A 16,726-nucleotide genomic window follows, 5' to 3' on the forward strand; every position below is an offset into this window, starting at 1 on the left:
GATCAGAGACACCATGCGCGCCGAAGTCGAACGCCTCGTTGAAGAGATCAAGCAGTCAGTCGGGCTGCTGAGGAGGCATCTTTGACGTCGAACAGTCCACGGCACGGCTGGCCGAGCTGAACAAGCTCGCCGAAGATCCCAATCTCTGGAACGATCCGCAGAAGGCCCAGAAGCTGATGCAGGAGCGCACCTCGCTGGAGGATGCGCTGCAGGGCATCGGCAAGGTCGAGCGCGAACTCAGCGACAATGTCGAGATGATCGAACTCGGCGAAGCCGAGAACGATGCCGGTGTCGTCACCGAAGCCGAGAACGCACTGAAGGCGCTGAAAAAGGAAGTGGCGCGCCGCGAGCTCGAGGCGCTGCTGTCGGGCGAGGCGGACCGGTTCGATTCCTATCTCGAAGTCCATGCCGGCGCGGGTGGCACCGAAAGCCAGGACTGGGCCGAGATGCTGCTGCGCATGTATACGCGCTGGGCCGAGAAGCACGGCTTCAAGATCGAATATCTGGAAGAAACACAAGGCGAAGAAGCCGGCATCAAATCCGCCACCATCCAGATCTCGGGCCACAACGCCTATGGCTGGCTCAAGACCGAGGCGGGCGTGCACCGGCTGGTGCGGATCTCGCCGTACGATTCCAACGCGCGCCGGCATACCTCGTTCTCGTCGGTCGCGATCTTTCCCGTGGTCGACAACAGCATCAAGATCGACATCGCGGAGTCCGACGTGCGCACCGACACCATGCGCTCGGGTGGTGCCGGCGGTCAGCACGTCAACAAGACCGAATCCGCGGTGCGGCTGACGCATATTCCGACCGGCGTCGCCGTGGTCTGTCAGGCCGGCCGCTCGCAGCACAAGAACCGCGCGCAGGCCTGGGACATGTTGCGCGCGCGGCTCTACGAAATCGAGCTGAAGAAGCGCGAGGAGCAGGCCGCGGCCGATCAGGCCGCCAAGACCGATATCGGCTGGGGTCACCAGATCCGCTCCTACGTGTTGCAGCCCTATCAGATGGTCAAGGATTTGCGCACCGGTGTGCAGACCTCGGACACGTCAGGCGTGCTCGACGGCGATCTCGATGAGTTCATGGCCGCGACGCTGGCACAGCGTGCGTTCGGCACCTCGCCCGGTTCGGTCGAGGATGTGGATTAACCCATGACGACGACAGTCGCTTTCATCGGCCTTGGCCGCATGGGCCACGGCATGGCGGGCCGCTATCTCGACGCCGGCTTTTCGGTTGCGATCTGGAATCGCAGCAAGGCCAAAGCCGAGGATCTGATCGCGCGCGGCGCGCGCTGGGCGGCTTCACCGGCGGCTGCGGCCGAGGGCGCGGATGCCGTCGTCACCATGGTCGCCGATGACGGAGCGTCTCGCGCCGTGTGGCTCGGCCAGGATGGCGCGGCCGCGAAGATGAAGCCCGGCACGCTGGCGATCGAATGCTCCACGGTGTCGTACCAGCACGCGCTCGACCTGGCGCGTGAACTGCGCGGGCGCGAGTTGATCTACATCGATTGCCCCGTCACCGGCCTGCCGAGCGCGGCGGCCGCCGGGAAGCTGACGCTGCTGGTTGGCGCCGACACAGCTGATCTCGATCGGGCAAAACCATATCTGGCGCCGATCAGCGACATAGTCCGGCACTTTGGCGCTGTCGGCACCGGCACCGTCTTCAAGCTGATCAACAATCTGATGGGCGCGGTGCAGATCGCAAGTCTGGCCGAAGGCATCGCGATGGCCGAGCAGGCAGGGCTGGACATGAACCTTGTGGCGGAAGCGCTGGCGACCGGCGCGGTCGCGAGCCCGCAGGTGATCCGTCATTCAAAGCGCATGGTGGCGCGCGATTTCTCCGGCGCGTCGTTCACGGCGGCGCTCCGCCACAAGGATGCCGCCTATGCGGTGCAGTTGGCCGAAAGCCTGCTGGCCCGAACGCCGCCGGTCGGCCGCGCCGCGGTGGAAGCCTATGCCCATGCCAAGGCCGAGATGCCCGACGACGACGAAGGCAGGATGATCGAGATCGTGTCGCGCCCGAAATAGGCGCGTACGTGTTCGGAAATCGGGTGGGCAAGGCTCGCGGGCCGGAATAGATCTGCGCCGAATGCAGATATGAGCCGTACATGACCACCGCCGACAACAGGATCGACGCCCGCGACTGGTCGCTGCTCGGCGTGCTTTCGATCCTGTGGGGCGGCTCGTTCTTTTTCAACGGCGTGGTGCTGCGGGAATTGCCGCCGCTGACACTGGTGCTGCTGCGCGTGGCGCTAGCCTCGATCGTCCTGCTGCCCTTGCTGTGGGTCTACCGGATTGATTTTCCCAAAGGGATTGCAGGCTGGAAGCCGTTCTTCGCGATCGGGCTCTTCAACAACGTCTTGCCGTTCTCGCTGATCGTGGCGGGGCAGACGACGATCCCGAGCGGGCTGGCCTCGATCCTCAACGCCACCACGCCGTTGTTTACCGTTGTGGTGATGGCGGCGGCCGGCGAAGAGAAGCTGCAGGCGCGGCGGATCGCGGGCGTCGTGGTCGGCTTGATCGGCGTCGTCATCCTGCGTGGCTGGAGTTTGGACGGCGACGGATTCTGGGGCGAGCAGGGCATCGGCATCCTGCTCTGCCTCACCGGCGCGTTCAGCTATGGCTTGTCGGCGCTCGTGGCGCGACGGCTGCTGTCGAACTCGCCGCCGCTGGGGACGGCGACGTTTCAGTTGCTGGCTTCGAGCGTCATGATGGTGATTGTCGCCGGCTTCGTCGACCGTCCCTGGCAATTGCCGATGCCGGGGCTTGCGACGTGGGGCGCTGTGATCGGTCTGGCTGTCCTGTCGACGGCGCTGGCCTACATCGTGTTCTTCCAGATCCTGCGGCGCTCAGGCGCGACCAATGTCATGCTGGTGACGCTATTGATTCCGGTCACCGCCATCGTGCTCGGCTATTTGGTGCTGGGCGAACAGATTTCGCCGCGCGAGATCGCGGGCGCGCTGGTGATTGGCAGCGCACTGCTGTTGATCGACGGGCGGGTGCTCGGGTTGTTTCGATGGCCGGCCGTCGTCGGATAGCTAGCCGTTGTTTTCGGTGAATTTCTTGTAGATCCAGCGCCTGCCGTCATGGCGCCGCCAAACCTTGCCGGTCAGCAACCGTCCGGTGATGGATCGCCGAGGAATGAAAATCTTCCGCAAGTGCCAGACTTCGGCCCAGGCGGGCTTCGGACTGAGGCTCAATATTCGTAACCGCTCCTGGCTTTCCGCATGCATGGCGCGCGCTCACGATTTAACGAGGCCGCCGGGCGGAAAATGATCGCCCGACGGCGAAGTTAACAGGGGTTGGAACGAACAAATCGTCCACTGCATGCACGATAGCGCGCGGCGGTCGTGATGCAATTGAAGTCGCTGGTTAAGCTAACCTGTCAACCTTACCGGCGGCTCTTCCATTGCGCGAACCAGCTTGAAAATCTTCCGTTGTCGCGCTCGCCGCCGTGCCAGGCGGCATAGACCGCGCCGTTGTCTGCCACCAACACGACGGCATCGAGGCCTTTGGAACGGCGCAGCGTGTCGATGGCTTGCTGCGGCGTTTGCGCGATTGGACCTGCGACATTGAAGGACGTGTTGACGGATATCTCGACGCCGATGTGACGGCCGAGCGCCTTCAGATAAGCGTGGGTGAGGGGATCGTCATCCGCATTGACGATCTGAATCCGGCCGGTGCCGTCGGCATGAATCACGGCCGGAATCTTGTCGCGTGCGCCCGGCTTCGATTGCGCCGTCAGCACCATGTAATTGTAGGCGTTGTAACCGGCATCGGAGGCGCCCGGCAGCAGCTCGAAATATTGGTGGGCAGCTTCCAGCGTTGCCATCGGCGCCAGCGGGCGGATCGCCTCGCGGTATTTGACGCGCTCGTTGAGCCGCTCTCGCGCGTTGGGGTCACAGGGATTGGCGAGGATCGAGCGGTGGCCGAGCGCGCGCGGTCCGGTCTCGGCGGCGCCCTGATAGAGCGCAATCACGCCGCTCTGCGCGACCACAAACGCCGTCAGGTCGGCGACGGCGTCGCGTCCATCAGCGGTCGAGATATCACCAATGCGCTGCGAGGCGATGTCATCGGCTTCCAGCGCGCTCGCGATGGCTTCATTTGACGGCGGCAGGCCGCAATAGAACGCATGCGTCATCGGCGCGCCGCGCGGGGCGCCCGCCAGATGCGCGAACAGCCACGCCGCGCCGATGGTGACGCCGGGATCGCCGGGCACCGGCGGCACCCACAGATGCAGGCGCGCCTTGCGCTGCTGGGCGTCGGCGAACCAGGCTTCATTGAAATGTTCGAGCAGGCGCATGTTGCCGATCGCGTTCAGCGCGACGCCGCCGGTCAGCACCAGCCGGCTCGCGCCTGTGACGCGCAACAGGTGGTCCACGACATGGATCATGGCGTCCTCGAACACCAATTGCGTCGCGGCCGCCTTGTCGAGGCGTTCCTTGGTGTCGGGACGGTGATGGATGTCCTCGACACGCAGCACCGCGTCGGGATTCCAGAGCTGCTCGGGCTTGAGCGCTGGTCCAAGGATGTCGGTGAGCGCCGTCTTGTAAGGGTTGTCGAACGGGTCGCAATACCAGTTGGCCATCGCGCGGTTGAGCCTGACTTCGCCGGCTTCGCCGAAGTGCAGGACGTTTCGCAGCCGCGCGTAATACGGATTTGTCGCGCGGTTCATGTCGCCCCAGGCGGCCGCGCCCATATAGCGGCCCTCGCTGGAGAGCCAAGTCCAGCCGCCCTGCGTTGAAGAGATCACGCTGTAGAACGCACCCAATGAATCGAACATGCTGTCGTTGCAGTAGAGCCGGCGCATCTTGGCGTGCTGGACGACGTACAACGAGATCGACCCCTGATCGCCGGTGCCATCGAGCACCGCGACCGCCACCCGCTCGCCGTCGTCGGCGAAGGGCGACGCCGCATAGGAAAACCAGGCATGGTTGTCGTGATGCGGCAGGCAGATCAGCGGCAGGCGTTCGGAAAGCCCCATTTGCTTCGCAAGGATCTTCGGCGTGCGCGTCATCTGGTCGAGACGTCGTCCGTCGAAGCCCGCGGCTTCGGTGGTGCGCAGCAGCTTGAGGCTTTGCGGGATTTCTTCCAGCACCGAGCGTGCCAGTGTTCCCGCCAATGTCGGGTAGTCCCAGCTGGTCAGCCAGGCGTCGATATCGGCGATGTCGCGCCCGATGCCACGCAAGGCTGCAACCATCGCATCGACAGAGGCGCGCGGATATTCCGTCGTGTGCTTGTTGCCGGAAAAACGTTCTTCCTCGTTGTTGAGGATCAGGTGGGGGCCATGGGCCTGCGTTACCTCGACCAGCGCCACGCCCGAATTGTGCGTGCCGGGCGCGCCGAGGCCGGCGAGATAGACCGTTTCCCCGCGCGCGAGCTTGTCGCGCACCTTCGCGATGCGCGCATCGGCAAATTTCGAGCCGAGCTGGTGAAAGCCGGCCGCGCCAAACGTCTTCGCCGCCAGCCATCGCGCGGCGCGGAATCCGCCGGCGGCGAGCTTCGGATGTCGGGGACCAATGCGTGTCGTCGGGTTCAATTCCAAGGCGGCCTTGCAGGGGAAACGTGTCGCCATGCATCAATCATAAAAGGCGGCGCGCAACAATGCTGTTTCATCCAGCGGATTAAGCGGCCGCTTGCCAGCCCGCGCGCGGCTTGCGACACTTTGCCGAACGACTTCTTTCCGATCGAGCAGATGCAGCTGATGAAGTTCAACGGCATAAGCTGGGAGCTGTTCGGCGATATCATCGCGGGTGAGGTTGGGCACTAAGCCAGCATTGATTGGTTCAGCTCATCCTGCGCAGGGTCGAGGACGGCGTTTCGCCGAATTTCTTGCCGTAAGCGCGCGCCATGCGGCTGAGATGGGTAAATCCGAGTTCGAATGCGATCTCCGTGATGCTCTCGCCGGGGCGTGCGCTGGTCAGCCGGGCATTGAGGTGCGCCAGCCTGATATCGAGCAGCATCTGCGAAATCGACGTGCCGAAATGGCGGCGGAAGCCGATCTGCAGCGCGCGGATGCCGATGCCGGTGATTTCGGCGAGTTGGGCCAGATCGAGCGGCTCGGCGGCGTGGGCATGCAGGCAATCCCGCGCCCGCCGCAACGGCCGCGGCAGCGTTTCGGCGCGGCCGCCGAACACCTGCATCGCTACGCTCCGGCTGTGGTGCTGACCGTGGAGCAGGGCGCCGAGCAGCGCCTCGCGCAATTCGGCCGCGGCAACCGGTGCCAGGCGGCGGCTGGGTCCGAGACGCTCGGCCAGATCGACCAGGTCAGCGGCCCCTGACAGCAGCTCGCGCCCGCAGGCCTGGTTGAGATCGATCGCCGGCGTAAACTCGACCGCACCCGCCGGCTTTCCTGAAAGCGCTGCGGCCCGCTGTTCGACCAGCCGCCGGTCCACCAGAAGGATGAGTTGGGCGCAATCGCCATCCCATGTCATCCGCGTCGGGATGGTCGGGGAAAGCAGCGAAGCGCGCGTGCCCGGGCTGCTTTCAACCTCGCAGGCCGCGGTTGCGATCCGCGCTGATCCGTGCAGCGGAATCTGCAGCAGAAAAAAGCGGTCGAGGCAGCCGGGATCGATCGATACCGATCCGCCATAGGCGACGTAGTTGATGGAGAACCCTTCGAAGGCGGCGCAATTGTGCTGGGCGTAAAAACCCGGCGCCGACGGGCGAGTGGGCGTCAACTGATGGGGGCAGAAGATGCGTCCGATCGCCTCGGCGGCGGCATCGACATCGCCGGTCGATACGCGATTGAACGCGGCCAGCCTCGCGTCTTGAACCCTTTCGGCAACGGCTGCGCCCATCGTCCTCACACGGCCTTCGGGGTTGTTTGAACCCTATAATATCTCCGGGACGGGTGCTTGGAAAGGCGATTTGGCAACGGATCGTGCCCGATCGTTGCGCCGCCGGCGACATCAGCGCCACGATGATCGTGCGCCGCAACATCACCCGTGCCGTCCAAAAGAAATTCTTCGGCCCCGATGGCGGATTCGTTTTGCGGCTAGACGGCCGGGTGGGTTCGCCGCAGCCTGCGCAAATACGACTGATCTTGACCGATTAACCATCCAACAGGAGACGGCACATGGCAGCACTCGAAAAGGGGATCACCGCTGATGGCACCGGCTACGGCGGCGTGACCTGGAATATCCTGGGCCAGGTCTATTTCCCGAAGGCGGTGACCGATTCCACCTTCGCCTTCGAGACCAACAGCGACCCCGGCCAGTTCGTGCCGGTCCATATCCATCCGACCCAGGACGAATTCATTCTGGTGCAGGAAGGCGAACTCGATCTCAAGCTCGACGGCGTCTGGGTCAAGGCGAAGGCCGGCGACCTGGTGCGGCTGCCGCGCGGCATTCCGCACGGTTACTTCAACAAGTCAGACAAGCCGGCGCGCGCGCTGTTCTGGGTGTCGCCGATGCAGAAGCTCGAAGCGCTATTCAACCGGCTGCACAACATGACCGACCCCGCGGAGGTGGTCCGGGTTTCGGCCGAGCACGAGGTGAACTTCCTGCCGCCCGAGGCCAACGAATAGCGGCGAGCTTTCACCTTCACGTCGGAGACAAATCCATGGTCAAGCAAAAGCAGATCTGCATCATCGGCGCCGGCGTGTCCGGGCTTGCTGCGGCCAAGGCATTTTCGTCGCGCGGACACCGCGTCACCATTGTCGAGCGCAGCGGCGATCTCGGCGGCGTGTGGGAGCCGGCAAGATCCTATCCTGATGTGCAGACCCAAAGCCCGAAAGAGCTTTACCGCTACACCGACAAGGCCATGCCGGCATCCTATCCGGAATGGCCGAAGGGCCCGCAGGTTCATGCCTATCTTGCCGAATACGCCCGCGATCATGGCCTCGATCGCCTGATCCGCTTCAATACCGAGGTGGTGCAGATGAATAGCCGCCCGGACTCCAAGCCGGGCTGGCGGCTCGACCTTCGCGGCCCCGCCGGCAGCACGCCGGAGGACTTTGACTTCGTCGCGGTTTGCATCGGGCAGTTCAACGAACCGAAGACCCTCAGCCTTCGCGGCGAGGACGCGTTCAAGGCGCAGGGCGGACGCATCCTGCACTCCTCGCAATACAACGATGCCGGCCTCGCCAAGGGCAAGAAGGTGGTTGTGCTGGGCGGCTCGAAATCGGCCACCGACATTGCGGTCAACGCGGTCAATTCCGGCGCCAGCGCGGTCACGCTGGTGTACCGCGAGCCGGTGTGGCGGATTCCCTACTTCATCGGCGGCCTGATCAACTTCAAGCGCATCCTCTACATCCGCGCGCAGGAGGAGATGTTCAAGAGCTGGGGCATCGGCGCGCTGTCGCGGTTCAAGCACGCGGTGGCGAAGCCGTTTGTCTGGGCCAACTGGCGCGGCCTGGAAAGCATGCTGAAGCTGCAGCTCAAGCTGAAGAAATGCGACATGGTTCCGAAGCAGCGCATCGAGGATGGCGTCAATTGCTCGGTGCCGATTGCCACGCCGGACTTCTTTCCGATGGTGGCCGATGGCCGGATCAAGGCGATCCGCGGCAGCTTCGATCACTATGACGGCAACAGCATCGTGATGACCGGCGGCGAGCGCGTTGCAGCCGACCTCGCCATCCTGGCCATCGGCTACAAGCTCGGCGTGCCGTTCCTGCCGCAGGCGCTTCGTGACCGACTGGTGGACGGCGACGGCCAGTACAGGCTCTACCGGCTGATCGCCAATCCGGATCTGCCGGACATGGGTTTTGTCGGCTTCAACTCCAGTTTCTGCACGGTGCTGTGCGCCGATCTGGCGGCAAACTGGCTGGTCCGTTACGCCGACGGCCAGCTTGCGCAGCAGCCGAGCCCCGCCGAGATGCGTGACAACATCGAACTGATGCTGCATTTCAAACGCGTGGAGCGGCCGGCGGCCGGCGTCTATGGCGGGCTGTGCGTGGCGCCCTACCATTTCAAGCATTTTGACGAGTTGCTCGCCGACATCGGGACAACAACACGCCGGCGCAGCGCGCTGGCGGAGAAATTTACCCCACCCGACGCGGATGCGTATGCGCGGTTTCTCGCTTCTGCACCGGACTATAAGGTATCGGCATGAAGTGGGGAGACGGCCAATAACCGAGCTAGGCCGCGCTCCGGCTCGCAGGATTTCCCAACGATCGAGGCCGCCGGATTGACAGGTGGCCCGGGCGGCTGCGGCGGCGGTGGAATGGGCGGAGGCGATAAGGGCGCGGACGGTGCATTAATACCGCTGGTCGAGGCTCATCTTACTTTGCATGGGGTTGTTTTCGCGATTTTTTATCTGCGGAGGCGGGAACGGGATCATTGGCGCTTCGCGCTGACCTCTAGCCGGAGCTGAGCCGCACACCGGCGCGCAAAAACTTCTGCGGGTCGACCGCGTCGCCGTCGATCCGTGTTTCATAATGCAGATGCGGACCGGTTGAGCGGCCGGTTGAGCCGACCGCACCGATCACCTGTCCGATCTTGACGACGTCGCCGACCCTGACGTGGATCTCCGACAGATGGCCGTAGCGGGTCGATAGCCCGTTGCCGTGGTCGATCTCGACCATGCGGCCATAGCCGCCCATCCATCCCGATGAAGCCACTTTGCCGTTCGCGGTCGCGCGCACGGGATCGCCGGTCGCGGCGCGGAAATCGAGGCCGGTATGCATCGCCGGCCGACCAAGGAAAGGATCGCTGCGGACGCCGAAGCCGGAGGTAAACTCGACCTCGCCGACGACGGGTTTGCGATAGGGCACCAGCGCCAGAGTCCGATTCAACCGCTCGACCTGGGCACGGGTGGCGTTGATCCGGTTGAGCTGGCGCTCGAACGGGCCGGCATCGGCGCCAAGCTTCACCGGCACGAAGGGGCCGCCGACGCCCGAACGCGGCGTCGCGGCTTCGAGCTGCGCCATGTCGAGGCCGAGATCGGTGAACACGCCGCGCATCCGGCGGACGCGCGATTCCATGCTGTCTTCTACCGAGCTCAGCGCCGCCATCTGGCGCCGCTCGACCTGGTCAAGCGACGTCTGCAGCCGGACCAGGACGTTGTCGACGCCTTGAACCTTGGCGTACTGGTTGGCTTGCTGCTTGGCCACGACCGGAGCGCGCGACTCCAGACGGGCTTCACGATCCGGCGGCGCCACAAAGATCACGGTGTCGCTGATCGGGCTGGGCTTCGGTGTCCCGGAAGCGGGGCTCTCGGCGGCGGCGCCGCGGGCCGACGGCCGGATCGATCCGGTGGCCGTGCTGTCCGGAATCGAGCCGAGCGCGGTGGCGCGGGATTCCAGCGCGGTCTGGCGCTTCATGATCTGGTCGAGCTTCTGGTCGAACTGTTCCTGGTCGAGCAATTGGCGGCTGGTGGTGCGATCGACCTTGGCGCGCAGCTCGGCGATGCGGTCTTCATAGGCGTACTGCATCTCGGCCTGGCGGGCGATTAGCCGAGTCAGGACGTCGTCGCGAAAGGCGAAATAGGTGGCGGTCGCCGCCGACCACATTCCGAGCACGACGACCGTGCCGACGACGATCCAGAACACCACGGGCCCGAACCGCACCTGCTTGCCGGCATGGACAATGGCATATCCGTCATTGGCCGGGGGCAGCGCCGCGGCCTGCGCCACGGGACGTCGCGCCCGGCTGTCATGGGGATGATGGTGCTGGTGGTACTCGGAATGATGACCGGAACGGTACGACATCGGCTCTCCCGCGCCGGTCGGACAGGGGTTCCGTACGGCTGAATTTGCGAGGCCGATTTGACCCACTCATGGTTAATTTTTGGGAAATGGAACCTGGAAAACTATAATCCTTGCGCTGCGGCCAACACGTCGTCGGCGTGGCCATCGACCCGTACATTGCGCCAGATTTTCGCGATCTTGCCGTCCTTGCCGATCAGAACGGTGGTGCGAAGAATCCCAAGGAAGGTCCTGCCATACATGGATTTTTCGCCCCAGGCGCCATACGCCTCCAGCATCTCATGTTTCTCATCCGAAATCAGAGGAATCGAGAGCTGGTGCTTGTCGCGAAAGGACTCCTGGGCCCGTACGGTGTCGGCGGAGATGCCGAGCACCGCCGTTCCGCTTTCGGCGAAGGCGTCCTTGAGCCGGGTGAAGTCGATCGCCTCCCTGGTGCAGCCGGGGGTGTCGGCGCGGGGGTAGAAGAACAGCACCAGTTTTTGGCCGGCGTAATCGGCCAGGGCGACGCTGTCGCCGCCGTCCCGGGGCAGCCGGAAGCCGGGCGCTTTGGCGCCTTCAGCCAGCGCAGCCGCCGGTCCGGGCGCGGGGAGCGGCTTTTCGGCCGGCTTGGGAATCGGCCCGGAATCGGATTTCGGCGTCGCCGATAGGTTGGATTTTAACGATTTCGACGCCGGCTTGTGGGATTCTTTGGTCGAAGCGCTTTTGGCTGCTTTGCCTGATTTTGTTGCGACCGCCTTGCCGGCCTTGGCCGCGGGCGCTTTGACTGGAGCTTTCGAGCTACTGCGGGCTGCCTTCGCCGGGATCGTTTTTTGGGCGGATTTCTTGGCAGGCGCCTTCGCGGATGACTTGGCAGGTGTCTTTGCGGGTGTCTTTGCGGATCCCTTGGAGGATTTCTTGCGCGTTTTCTTGGACATACGCCTTCCTTTCGTCGCTTTCGGCGGATCAACCAATAGGGTATTGCGGGTCTTGTCCCGGCCTATCGGATTCGCTCCGGCTGCTGGGCAAGTTTGATGACCTCGGAGTATGGTTACAAGGAATTCGACGCACCACCCGTCCGCTCGTTGACGGCCCGTTTGATTAAGTCGGCGATTGAGTCCTTGGGCTGGGCTACGAGTAACAGTATTAATCGAGGATTGGCAGCGATGCCGGCACGGGAGCGCTCGATACAGATCGATGGGCGCGCCTGCGGCGACGATCAACCTCAGCGCCAGCACCGAGAGGCAATGGCTAGGAATAGTTCGCCCCAAAGTCCTGGGCTCCAAGGTTCTGGGCTCAAAGGTCTTGGACCCCAAGGTTCGGGGCGCCAAGATCTTGGGCGACAAGGGTCGAATCCGCATGCTGAGGCTCAAATCTCGCAATGGGATGACGAGGCCGGCTGGGATACCGACCAGGACGAGGCGGCGCGCTACCGCGCGCGGCGGCTATTGTCCCGTTCCAATTCCCGTTTTCACCGCTTCAGCGACAACGTTTCAGCGCTGAACCGATGGATCAGCGGCGAACGTTGGGTCAAGCGCCTATCGGTTGTGATTGCGGTGCTGGCCGTGATCTTTGCCAGCTGTTTCGGCGGGCTTTGGTGGCGGCTCGGCGCCGGCCCGATCAATCTCGACCTGGCGACGCCCTGGCTTGCGAAGGCGATCGAGGAAAATATCGGGCACGGCAATACGGTCGAGGTCGGTGGCACGCAAATCGAGCGCGCCGGCAGAATTCGAATCGCGGTGCGTATCCGCGACATCGTGGTCAGGGATCGCGACCAGGCCATTGTCGCAAGCGCCCCGAAGGCCGAGGTGAGATTATCCGGCACCGCGTTGTTGATGGGGCGGCTTCGCGCCGAGAGCCTCAATCTGGTCGATGCCGAACTCGCGGTACGAATCACGCCGGATGGCCAGGTGACGGTATCGGCTGGTGACACGGCCAAACCATTGGCGACCGGCGTAGCCTCGAAGCGCGACGCTGGCCTGGCGCCCACATTCCCGCGGCCGGCACCGCCGCCTGGCACGCCGGCGCCCGAGACGGCACAGAACGGATTGCTGGCCGGCCTCGATTGGCTCGACAGCCTGAGCCTGACCGGTCTCGACGGACAAAATCTCAACGAGATCGGCTTGAAGAACGGCAATCTGGTCGTCGACGACCAGCAGCGCGGCAACAAGTGGACCTTCGACAATATCAGCATGAGCCTTCGCCGGCCGAACGCCGGTGGGGTGGCGCTGAGCGTTGGCGAGGAGGGCGCCCGGCCATGGTCGCTGCGGGCGGTGATCGGGCCACCGACCAACGGCGTGCGCTCGGTCGATCTGCGTGCCGACAAGGTACCGGCGGCCAATATTCTGCTGGCGATGCGGGTCAAGGATCTCACCTACAGCGCAAACCTGCCGCTGTCGGGTGAACTGAAAGGCGAACTCGGCCGCGATGGCCTGCCGACCTATTTCCGTGGCAAGCTGACCGCTGGTGCCGGCAACATCATCGACAGCGATACGCCCGATTATCCGATGGCGATCGATGCGGCGGAAATGAACGTCGAATGGGATTCGGCGCGGCGCGTGCTGGTCGCCCCGTTCAAGATCGTTTCCGGCGCCAACCGGGTTACGCTGCTCGGCCATCTCGAGCCGCCGAATGGAACCACGACCGAATGGCAGGCCGGGTTGAGCGGCGGCACTATCGTGCTAGCCGGCAATGAGGGCGAACAGCCGCTGATCTTCAATCGCATCGCGATCGGCATGCGCTTCGACACCGACAGGAAGCGCTTTCTGCTGACGCAGGCAGATATCAGCAATGGCGAGATCGGCGTCGCTGGAACCGGCAGCGTCGATTATTCCGGCGAGGCGCGGCTCCAGCTTGGCTTTGCCGGTACGCCGATGTCGGCCTCCGCGCTCAAGCGGATGTGGCCGGTCCTGATCGTGCCGGAAGTGCGCGAATGGGTGATTGAGCGGATCGAACGCGGCACGCTCCAGCGCATCGAGGTCGGCGTCAATTCGCCGGTGCGAAACTTGTCGCGCAAAGGCCCGCCGATTCCCGACGACGGCCTGGCGGTCACTATCACGGCGACCGGCGTGACGGTGCGCCCCGTCGATGACATGCCGGTCGTGCGCGACGCCGACCTGAAGGCACGCGTGACGGGTCGCACCGCTACCGTCAACATCGGCCAGGGCATCGCCGATACGCCGGCCGGTCGCAAGGTCACGATTTCGGATTTCACCTTCGAGGTGCCGGACATGGCGCCGAAGCCATCGCCGTCGAAGGTGAAATTCCGCATGGATGGAACCATTGCGGCCGCGGCCGAGATCCTGGCATCCGATCGCCTCAGCGACGTCTCCGCCAATTTCATCGATCCGAACGCGAGCAAGGGGACAGTGACGGCTAACATCATGCTCGGCATGCCGGTCAAGGGCGTGCTGACCAAGGCCGACACGACTTATGCTGTGACCGCCGATCTCGGCGGGGTCTCCATCGACAAGCTGGTGATGAACCAGAAGCTGGAGGCGAACACGCTGAAGGTCGTTGCCAACAACAACGGCTATCAGGTCAGGGGCGACGTCAAGATCAACGGCCAGCAGGCGTCGCTGGATTATCGCAAGCCGAACGAGGGCGACGCCGATATCAGGCTGTCGGCGACGCTGGATGACGCCAGCCGCGCGCGGCTTGGGCTGGATCTTGGTCCAGCCGTTAGCGGCGCGATTCCAGTCAAACTGGTCGGCAAGATCGGCGATAACGACACCCGCGTCGGCATCGAGGCCGATCTTACCTCGCTCCGGCTCGACAACATCCTGCCGGGTTGGGTCAAGGTGCCGGGCAGGTCCGGCAAGGCGACGTTCAGCGTCGTCAAGAAGGAGCAGTCGACGCTGTTCCAGGACATCGTCGTCGACGGCGGCGGCGTCTCGATCAAGGGCTCGCTGGAAGTCGACGCGAATGGCGAGCTAATGACCGCGAACTTCCCGACCTATTCGCCGTCGGAAGGCGACAAGACCTCGCTGAAAGCCGAACGCAATGCCGATGGCGTCGTGAAGGTGACGATGCGCGGCGACGTGTTCGATGGCCGCGGCTTCCTCAAATCGGCCATCTCGGGCAAGGAAGCCGACGCCAAGAAGACCAAGAACATCGATCTGGATATCGACGTCAAGCTCGGCGCGGTCGCCGGCCACAATGGCGAGGCGCTGCGCAGCGTCGATGCCAAGATGTCCCGGCGCAATGGCGTCATCAAGACGTTTGCGATGACCGGCAAGGTCGGGCGCGATACGCCGGTGACCGCCGATTTGCGCGGTCGTGTTCAGGGGCAGGGGCGTGACCTGATCATTCTGCAGACCAATGACGCCGGCGCGTTCCTCCGCTTCACCGACACCAACTCGAAGGTCTTCGGCGGTCAGCTCTCGCTCGCGATGGAGCCGCCGACGGTCGAACCATCAGCCAAAGATGGCCTGATCAATATCCGCGACTTCTCCGTCAAAGGCGTCCCTGAACTGGAGCGCGCGGCAGCGGGTGGACCGGCAGGCGTACAAAACGGCGTGTCGTTCTCGGCGTTGCGCGCGGAATTCACCCGGCAGAGCGGACACCTCACGATCCGGGACGGCGTCGTGAAGGGCCCGACGATCGGCGCCACCATCGAAGGCACGCTCGACTATATCGGCAACTCCGTACGCATGAGCGGGACCTTCGTTCCGATGTACGGACTCAACAATATGTTCGGCCAGATTCCCGTGCTCGGCCTGTTCCTCGGCGGCGGCAGCAATGAGGGCCTGATCGGCGTCACCTATGAGGTCGTCGGCACGCCGGCCGCGCCGGTGCTGCGCGTCAATCCGATTTCAGCGATGGCGCCCGGCGTGCTGCGCAAGATCTTCGAATTCAACACGGGCAAGCAGAACAACCCGATCGAATTCCCGCCGACCAATAATTAGGGCGTGAGCCGTTGAGGGGTTTTGTCATCAGCGATTGATCTGGCCAATCGGCATCGTCCCGCGCTAGCTTTAAAAAAACCGGGAGGCTGGCGTCATGCAGATCACCAACGTCCGTGCGCACCATATCCGTATCCCCTATGACGCCGGCGTGGCGAGCTTCAAGCAGGGCGCCTCGGCGATATCGGCACTCGAAATCGTTCTTGTCGAGGTCTCGACCGATGCGGGACTGACCGGCTGGGGGGATGCCTTCAGCTATGTGTGCCCGCGATCCTGTGCCACCGCCATCGATGAAATGATTGCGCCGCAGGCCCGGGGTCTCGAGGTCCCCGACGCCGCCGGCATTCCCGCCTTCATGGACCGTATCCAGCGCAATCTGCATCTGTTCGGCCGCTACGGCATCACGATGTTCGCGATCTCCGCGCTCGATATCGCGTTGTGGGATCTCGCGGCACGCGTGCAGGGCGTCCCGCTGCACCGCCTGTTGGGTGCGCGCAAACGGGCGCGGATTCCGGCCTATGCCAGCCTGCTGCGGATCGGAACACCCGATCTCGTCGCCAGCGAATGCGAGACGGCGCTGCGGCGCGGTTACACCGCCATCAAGCTTCATGAGACGACGGCGCCGGCCGTATTCGCCGCACGGCGCGCGATCGGCGACGGCATCCCGCTGATGGTCGATATGAACTGCCCGATGACGTCGGCGGAAGCCATCGCCTTCGCGCATGAATGCAAGGCGGCCGCACCGATGTTCCTGGAGGAGCCGGTGTGGCCGCCGGAAGATTTTGCCGCGCTGGCCGAGACCCGCACGAAGGGCGGGCTCGATATCGCCGCCGGCGAGAATGCCTGCACGGTTTACCAGTTCCGCCAGATGATGGAGGCGGGTGCGGTCAGCTACGCGCAGCCCTCGGTCACCAAGGTCGGTGGCATCACCGAATATCTGAAGGTGGTTGAGCTGGCCGACGAGATAGGCGTCAGGCTCGCGCCGCATTCGCCCTATTTCGGTCCGGGCCTTCTGGCGACGCTGCAGTTGCTGTCGTTGCGGGACGACAAAACCTTCGTCGAGTTCTTTTACATGAACCGTGCCGCGTGCCTGTGGCGCGGTGCGATCGATGTCGGCGCCGATGGTACGGTCGCGGTGCCGGAAGCGCCGGGGCTTGGCTACGAGCCGGACCGCGAGGTCATGGAGCGGTTTCGGGTCTAGC

General features: G+C 64.0%; 13 protein-coding genes. 7 read left to right on the forward strand and 6 right to left on the reverse strand.

The genetic code is table 11. The features are described from left to right. Window positions 1-13: 13 nt before the first annotated feature. The 3 genes from prfB (at window position 14) to JQ574_RS23800 (ending at window position 3,034) form a co-directional block, all read left to right on the forward strand. Window positions 14-1,145, forward strand: a protein-coding gene (gene prfB / locus JQ574_RS23790; protein WP_212206736.1) for a peptide chain release factor 2 whose coding sequence is annotated in 2 segments (ribosomal slippage) — window positions 14-82 and window positions 84-1,145 — 1,131 coding nt in all. Because the reading frame shifts where the segments join, the coding sequence is not laid out codon by codon here. A gap of 3 nt (window positions 1,146-1,148) precedes the next feature. Continuing rightward, the gene (locus JQ574_RS23795) at window positions 1,149-2,024 is read left to right on the forward strand and encodes an NAD(P)-dependent oxidoreductase (RefSeq protein WP_212206738.1); all 876 of its coding nucleotides are present in this window, start codon (window positions 1,149-1,151) and stop codon (window positions 2,022-2,024) included. An 80-nt stretch (window positions 2,025-2,104) separates the two neighbouring features. Further along, entirely contained in the window at window positions 2,105-3,034 is a 930-nt protein-coding gene (locus JQ574_RS23800; RefSeq protein WP_212206740.1) for a DMT family transporter, read from the forward strand. On the opposite strand, the gene JQ574_RS23805 is transcribed toward JQ574_RS23800, so the two are convergent. The 4 genes from JQ574_RS23805 to JQ574_RS23820 form a co-directional block, all read right to left on the reverse strand. Next, window positions 3,035-3,229 carry a hypothetical protein gene (locus JQ574_RS23805; protein ID WP_212206742.1) on the reverse strand — a complete coding sequence of 65 codons (195 nt, stop codon included), beginning with the start codon at window positions 3,227-3,229 and terminating at the stop codon, window positions 3,035-3,037. 158 nt (window positions 3,230-3,387) lie between these two features. Continuing rightward, window positions 3,388-5,571, reverse strand: a complete 2,184-nt coding sequence (locus JQ574_RS23810; RefSeq protein WP_212383953.1) for a carbamoyltransferase C-terminal domain-containing protein — start codon at window positions 5,569-5,571, stop codon at window positions 3,388-3,390. Window positions 5,572-5,574: 3 nt separating this feature from the next. Beyond that, on the reverse strand, window positions 5,575-5,763 hold the full coding sequence (locus JQ574_RS23815) for a hypothetical protein (protein ID WP_212206746.1): 189 nt from the start codon (window positions 5,761-5,763) through the stop codon (window positions 5,575-5,577). 19 nt (window positions 5,764-5,782) lie between these two features. Next, a complete protein-coding gene (locus tag JQ574_RS23820; RefSeq protein ID WP_212206753.1) occupies window positions 5,783-6,796 on the reverse strand; it encodes an AraC family transcriptional regulator in 1,014 nt (337 codons plus the stop codon). A gap of 278 nt (window positions 6,797-7,074) precedes the next feature. On the opposite strand from JQ574_RS23820, the gene JQ574_RS23825 reads away from it, so the two are divergent. Then, complete coding sequence (locus JQ574_RS23825; RefSeq protein WP_192739844.1) at window positions 7,075-7,524, forward strand: cupin domain-containing protein; 450 nt, start codon at window positions 7,075-7,077, stop codon at window positions 7,522-7,524. Between the two features lie 35 nt (window positions 7,525-7,559). Continuing rightward, complete coding sequence (locus JQ574_RS23830) at window positions 7,560-9,050, forward strand: NAD(P)/FAD-dependent oxidoreductase (RefSeq protein WP_212206757.1); 1,491 nt, start codon at window positions 7,560-7,562, stop codon at window positions 9,048-9,050. 247 nt (window positions 9,051-9,297) lie between these two features. Here JQ574_RS23830 and JQ574_RS23835 read toward each other — a convergent pair whose 3' ends face one another. Beyond that, window positions 9,298-10,647, reverse strand: coding sequence for a M23 family metallopeptidase (locus tag JQ574_RS23835; protein WP_212206759.1), 1,350 nt, complete (start codon window positions 10,645-10,647; stop codon window positions 9,298-9,300). 101 nt (window positions 10,648-10,748) lie between these two features. After that, complete coding sequence (locus JQ574_RS23840; RefSeq protein WP_212206894.1) at window positions 10,749-11,558, reverse strand: peroxiredoxin; 810 nt, start codon at window positions 11,556-11,558, stop codon at window positions 10,749-10,751. Window positions 11,559-11,786: 228 nt separating this feature from the next. On the opposite strand from JQ574_RS23840, the gene JQ574_RS23845 reads away from it, so the two are divergent. Further along, entirely contained in the window at window positions 11,787-15,527 is a 3,741-nt protein-coding gene (locus JQ574_RS23845; protein WP_212383954.1) for a DUF3971 domain-containing protein, read from the forward strand. A 94-nt stretch (window positions 15,528-15,621) separates the two neighbouring features. Further along, window positions 15,622-16,725 (forward strand): mandelate racemase/muconate lactonizing enzyme family protein, encoded by a 1,104-nt coding sequence (locus tag JQ574_RS23850; protein ID WP_212206764.1) that lies wholly within the window; start codon window positions 15,622-15,624, stop codon window positions 16,723-16,725. Window position 16,726 lies beyond the last annotated feature (1 nt).

This window comes from Bradyrhizobium sp. AUGA SZCCT0158 (assembly GCF_018130065.1).
Lineage (GTDB): Bacteria > Pseudomonadota > Alphaproteobacteria > Rhizobiales > Xanthobacteraceae > Bradyrhizobium.

What these genes read in the sequence shown, in the direction of transcription:
- JQ574_RS23850 (WP_212206764.1), top strand. Translation starts at nt 15,622, where the DNA reads ATGCAGATCACCAACGTCCGTGCGCACCATATCCGTATCCCCTATGAC.
- JQ574_RS23840 (WP_212206894.1), bottom strand. Translation starts at nt 11,558, where the DNA reads ATGTCCAAGAAAACGCGCAAGAAATCCTCCAAGGGATCCGCAAAGACA.
- JQ574_RS23825 (WP_192739844.1), top strand. Translation starts at nt 7,075, where the DNA reads ATGGCAGCACTCGAAAAGGGGATCACCGCTGATGGCACCGGCTACGGC.
- JQ574_RS23810 (WP_212383953.1), bottom strand. Translation starts at nt 5,571, where the DNA reads ATGGCGACACGTTTCCCCTGCAAGGCCGCCTTGGAATTGAACCCGACG.
- JQ574_RS23835 (WP_212206759.1), bottom strand. Translation starts at nt 10,647, where the DNA reads ATGTCGTACCGTTCCGGTCATCATTCCGAGTACCACCAGCACCATCAT.
- JQ574_RS23800 (WP_212206740.1), top strand. Translation starts at nt 2,105, where the DNA reads ATGACCACCGCCGACAACAGGATCGACGCCCGCGACTGGTCGCTGCTC.
- JQ574_RS23845 (WP_212383954.1), top strand. Translation starts at nt 11,787, where the DNA reads ATGCCGGCACGGGAGCGCTCGATACAGATCGATGGGCGCGCCTGCGGC.
- JQ574_RS23830 (WP_212206757.1), top strand. Translation starts at nt 7,560, where the DNA reads ATGGTCAAGCAAAAGCAGATCTGCATCATCGGCGCCGGCGTGTCCGGG.
- JQ574_RS23795 (WP_212206738.1), top strand. Translation starts at nt 1,149, where the DNA reads ATGACGACGACAGTCGCTTTCATCGGCCTTGGCCGCATGGGCCACGGC.
- JQ574_RS23805 (WP_212206742.1), bottom strand. Translation starts at nt 3,229, where the DNA reads ATGCATGCGGAAAGCCAGGAGCGGTTACGAATATTGAGCCTCAGTCCG.
- JQ574_RS23820 (WP_212206753.1), bottom strand. Translation starts at nt 6,796, where the DNA reads ATGGGCGCAGCCGTTGCCGAAAGGGTTCAAGACGCGAGGCTGGCCGCG.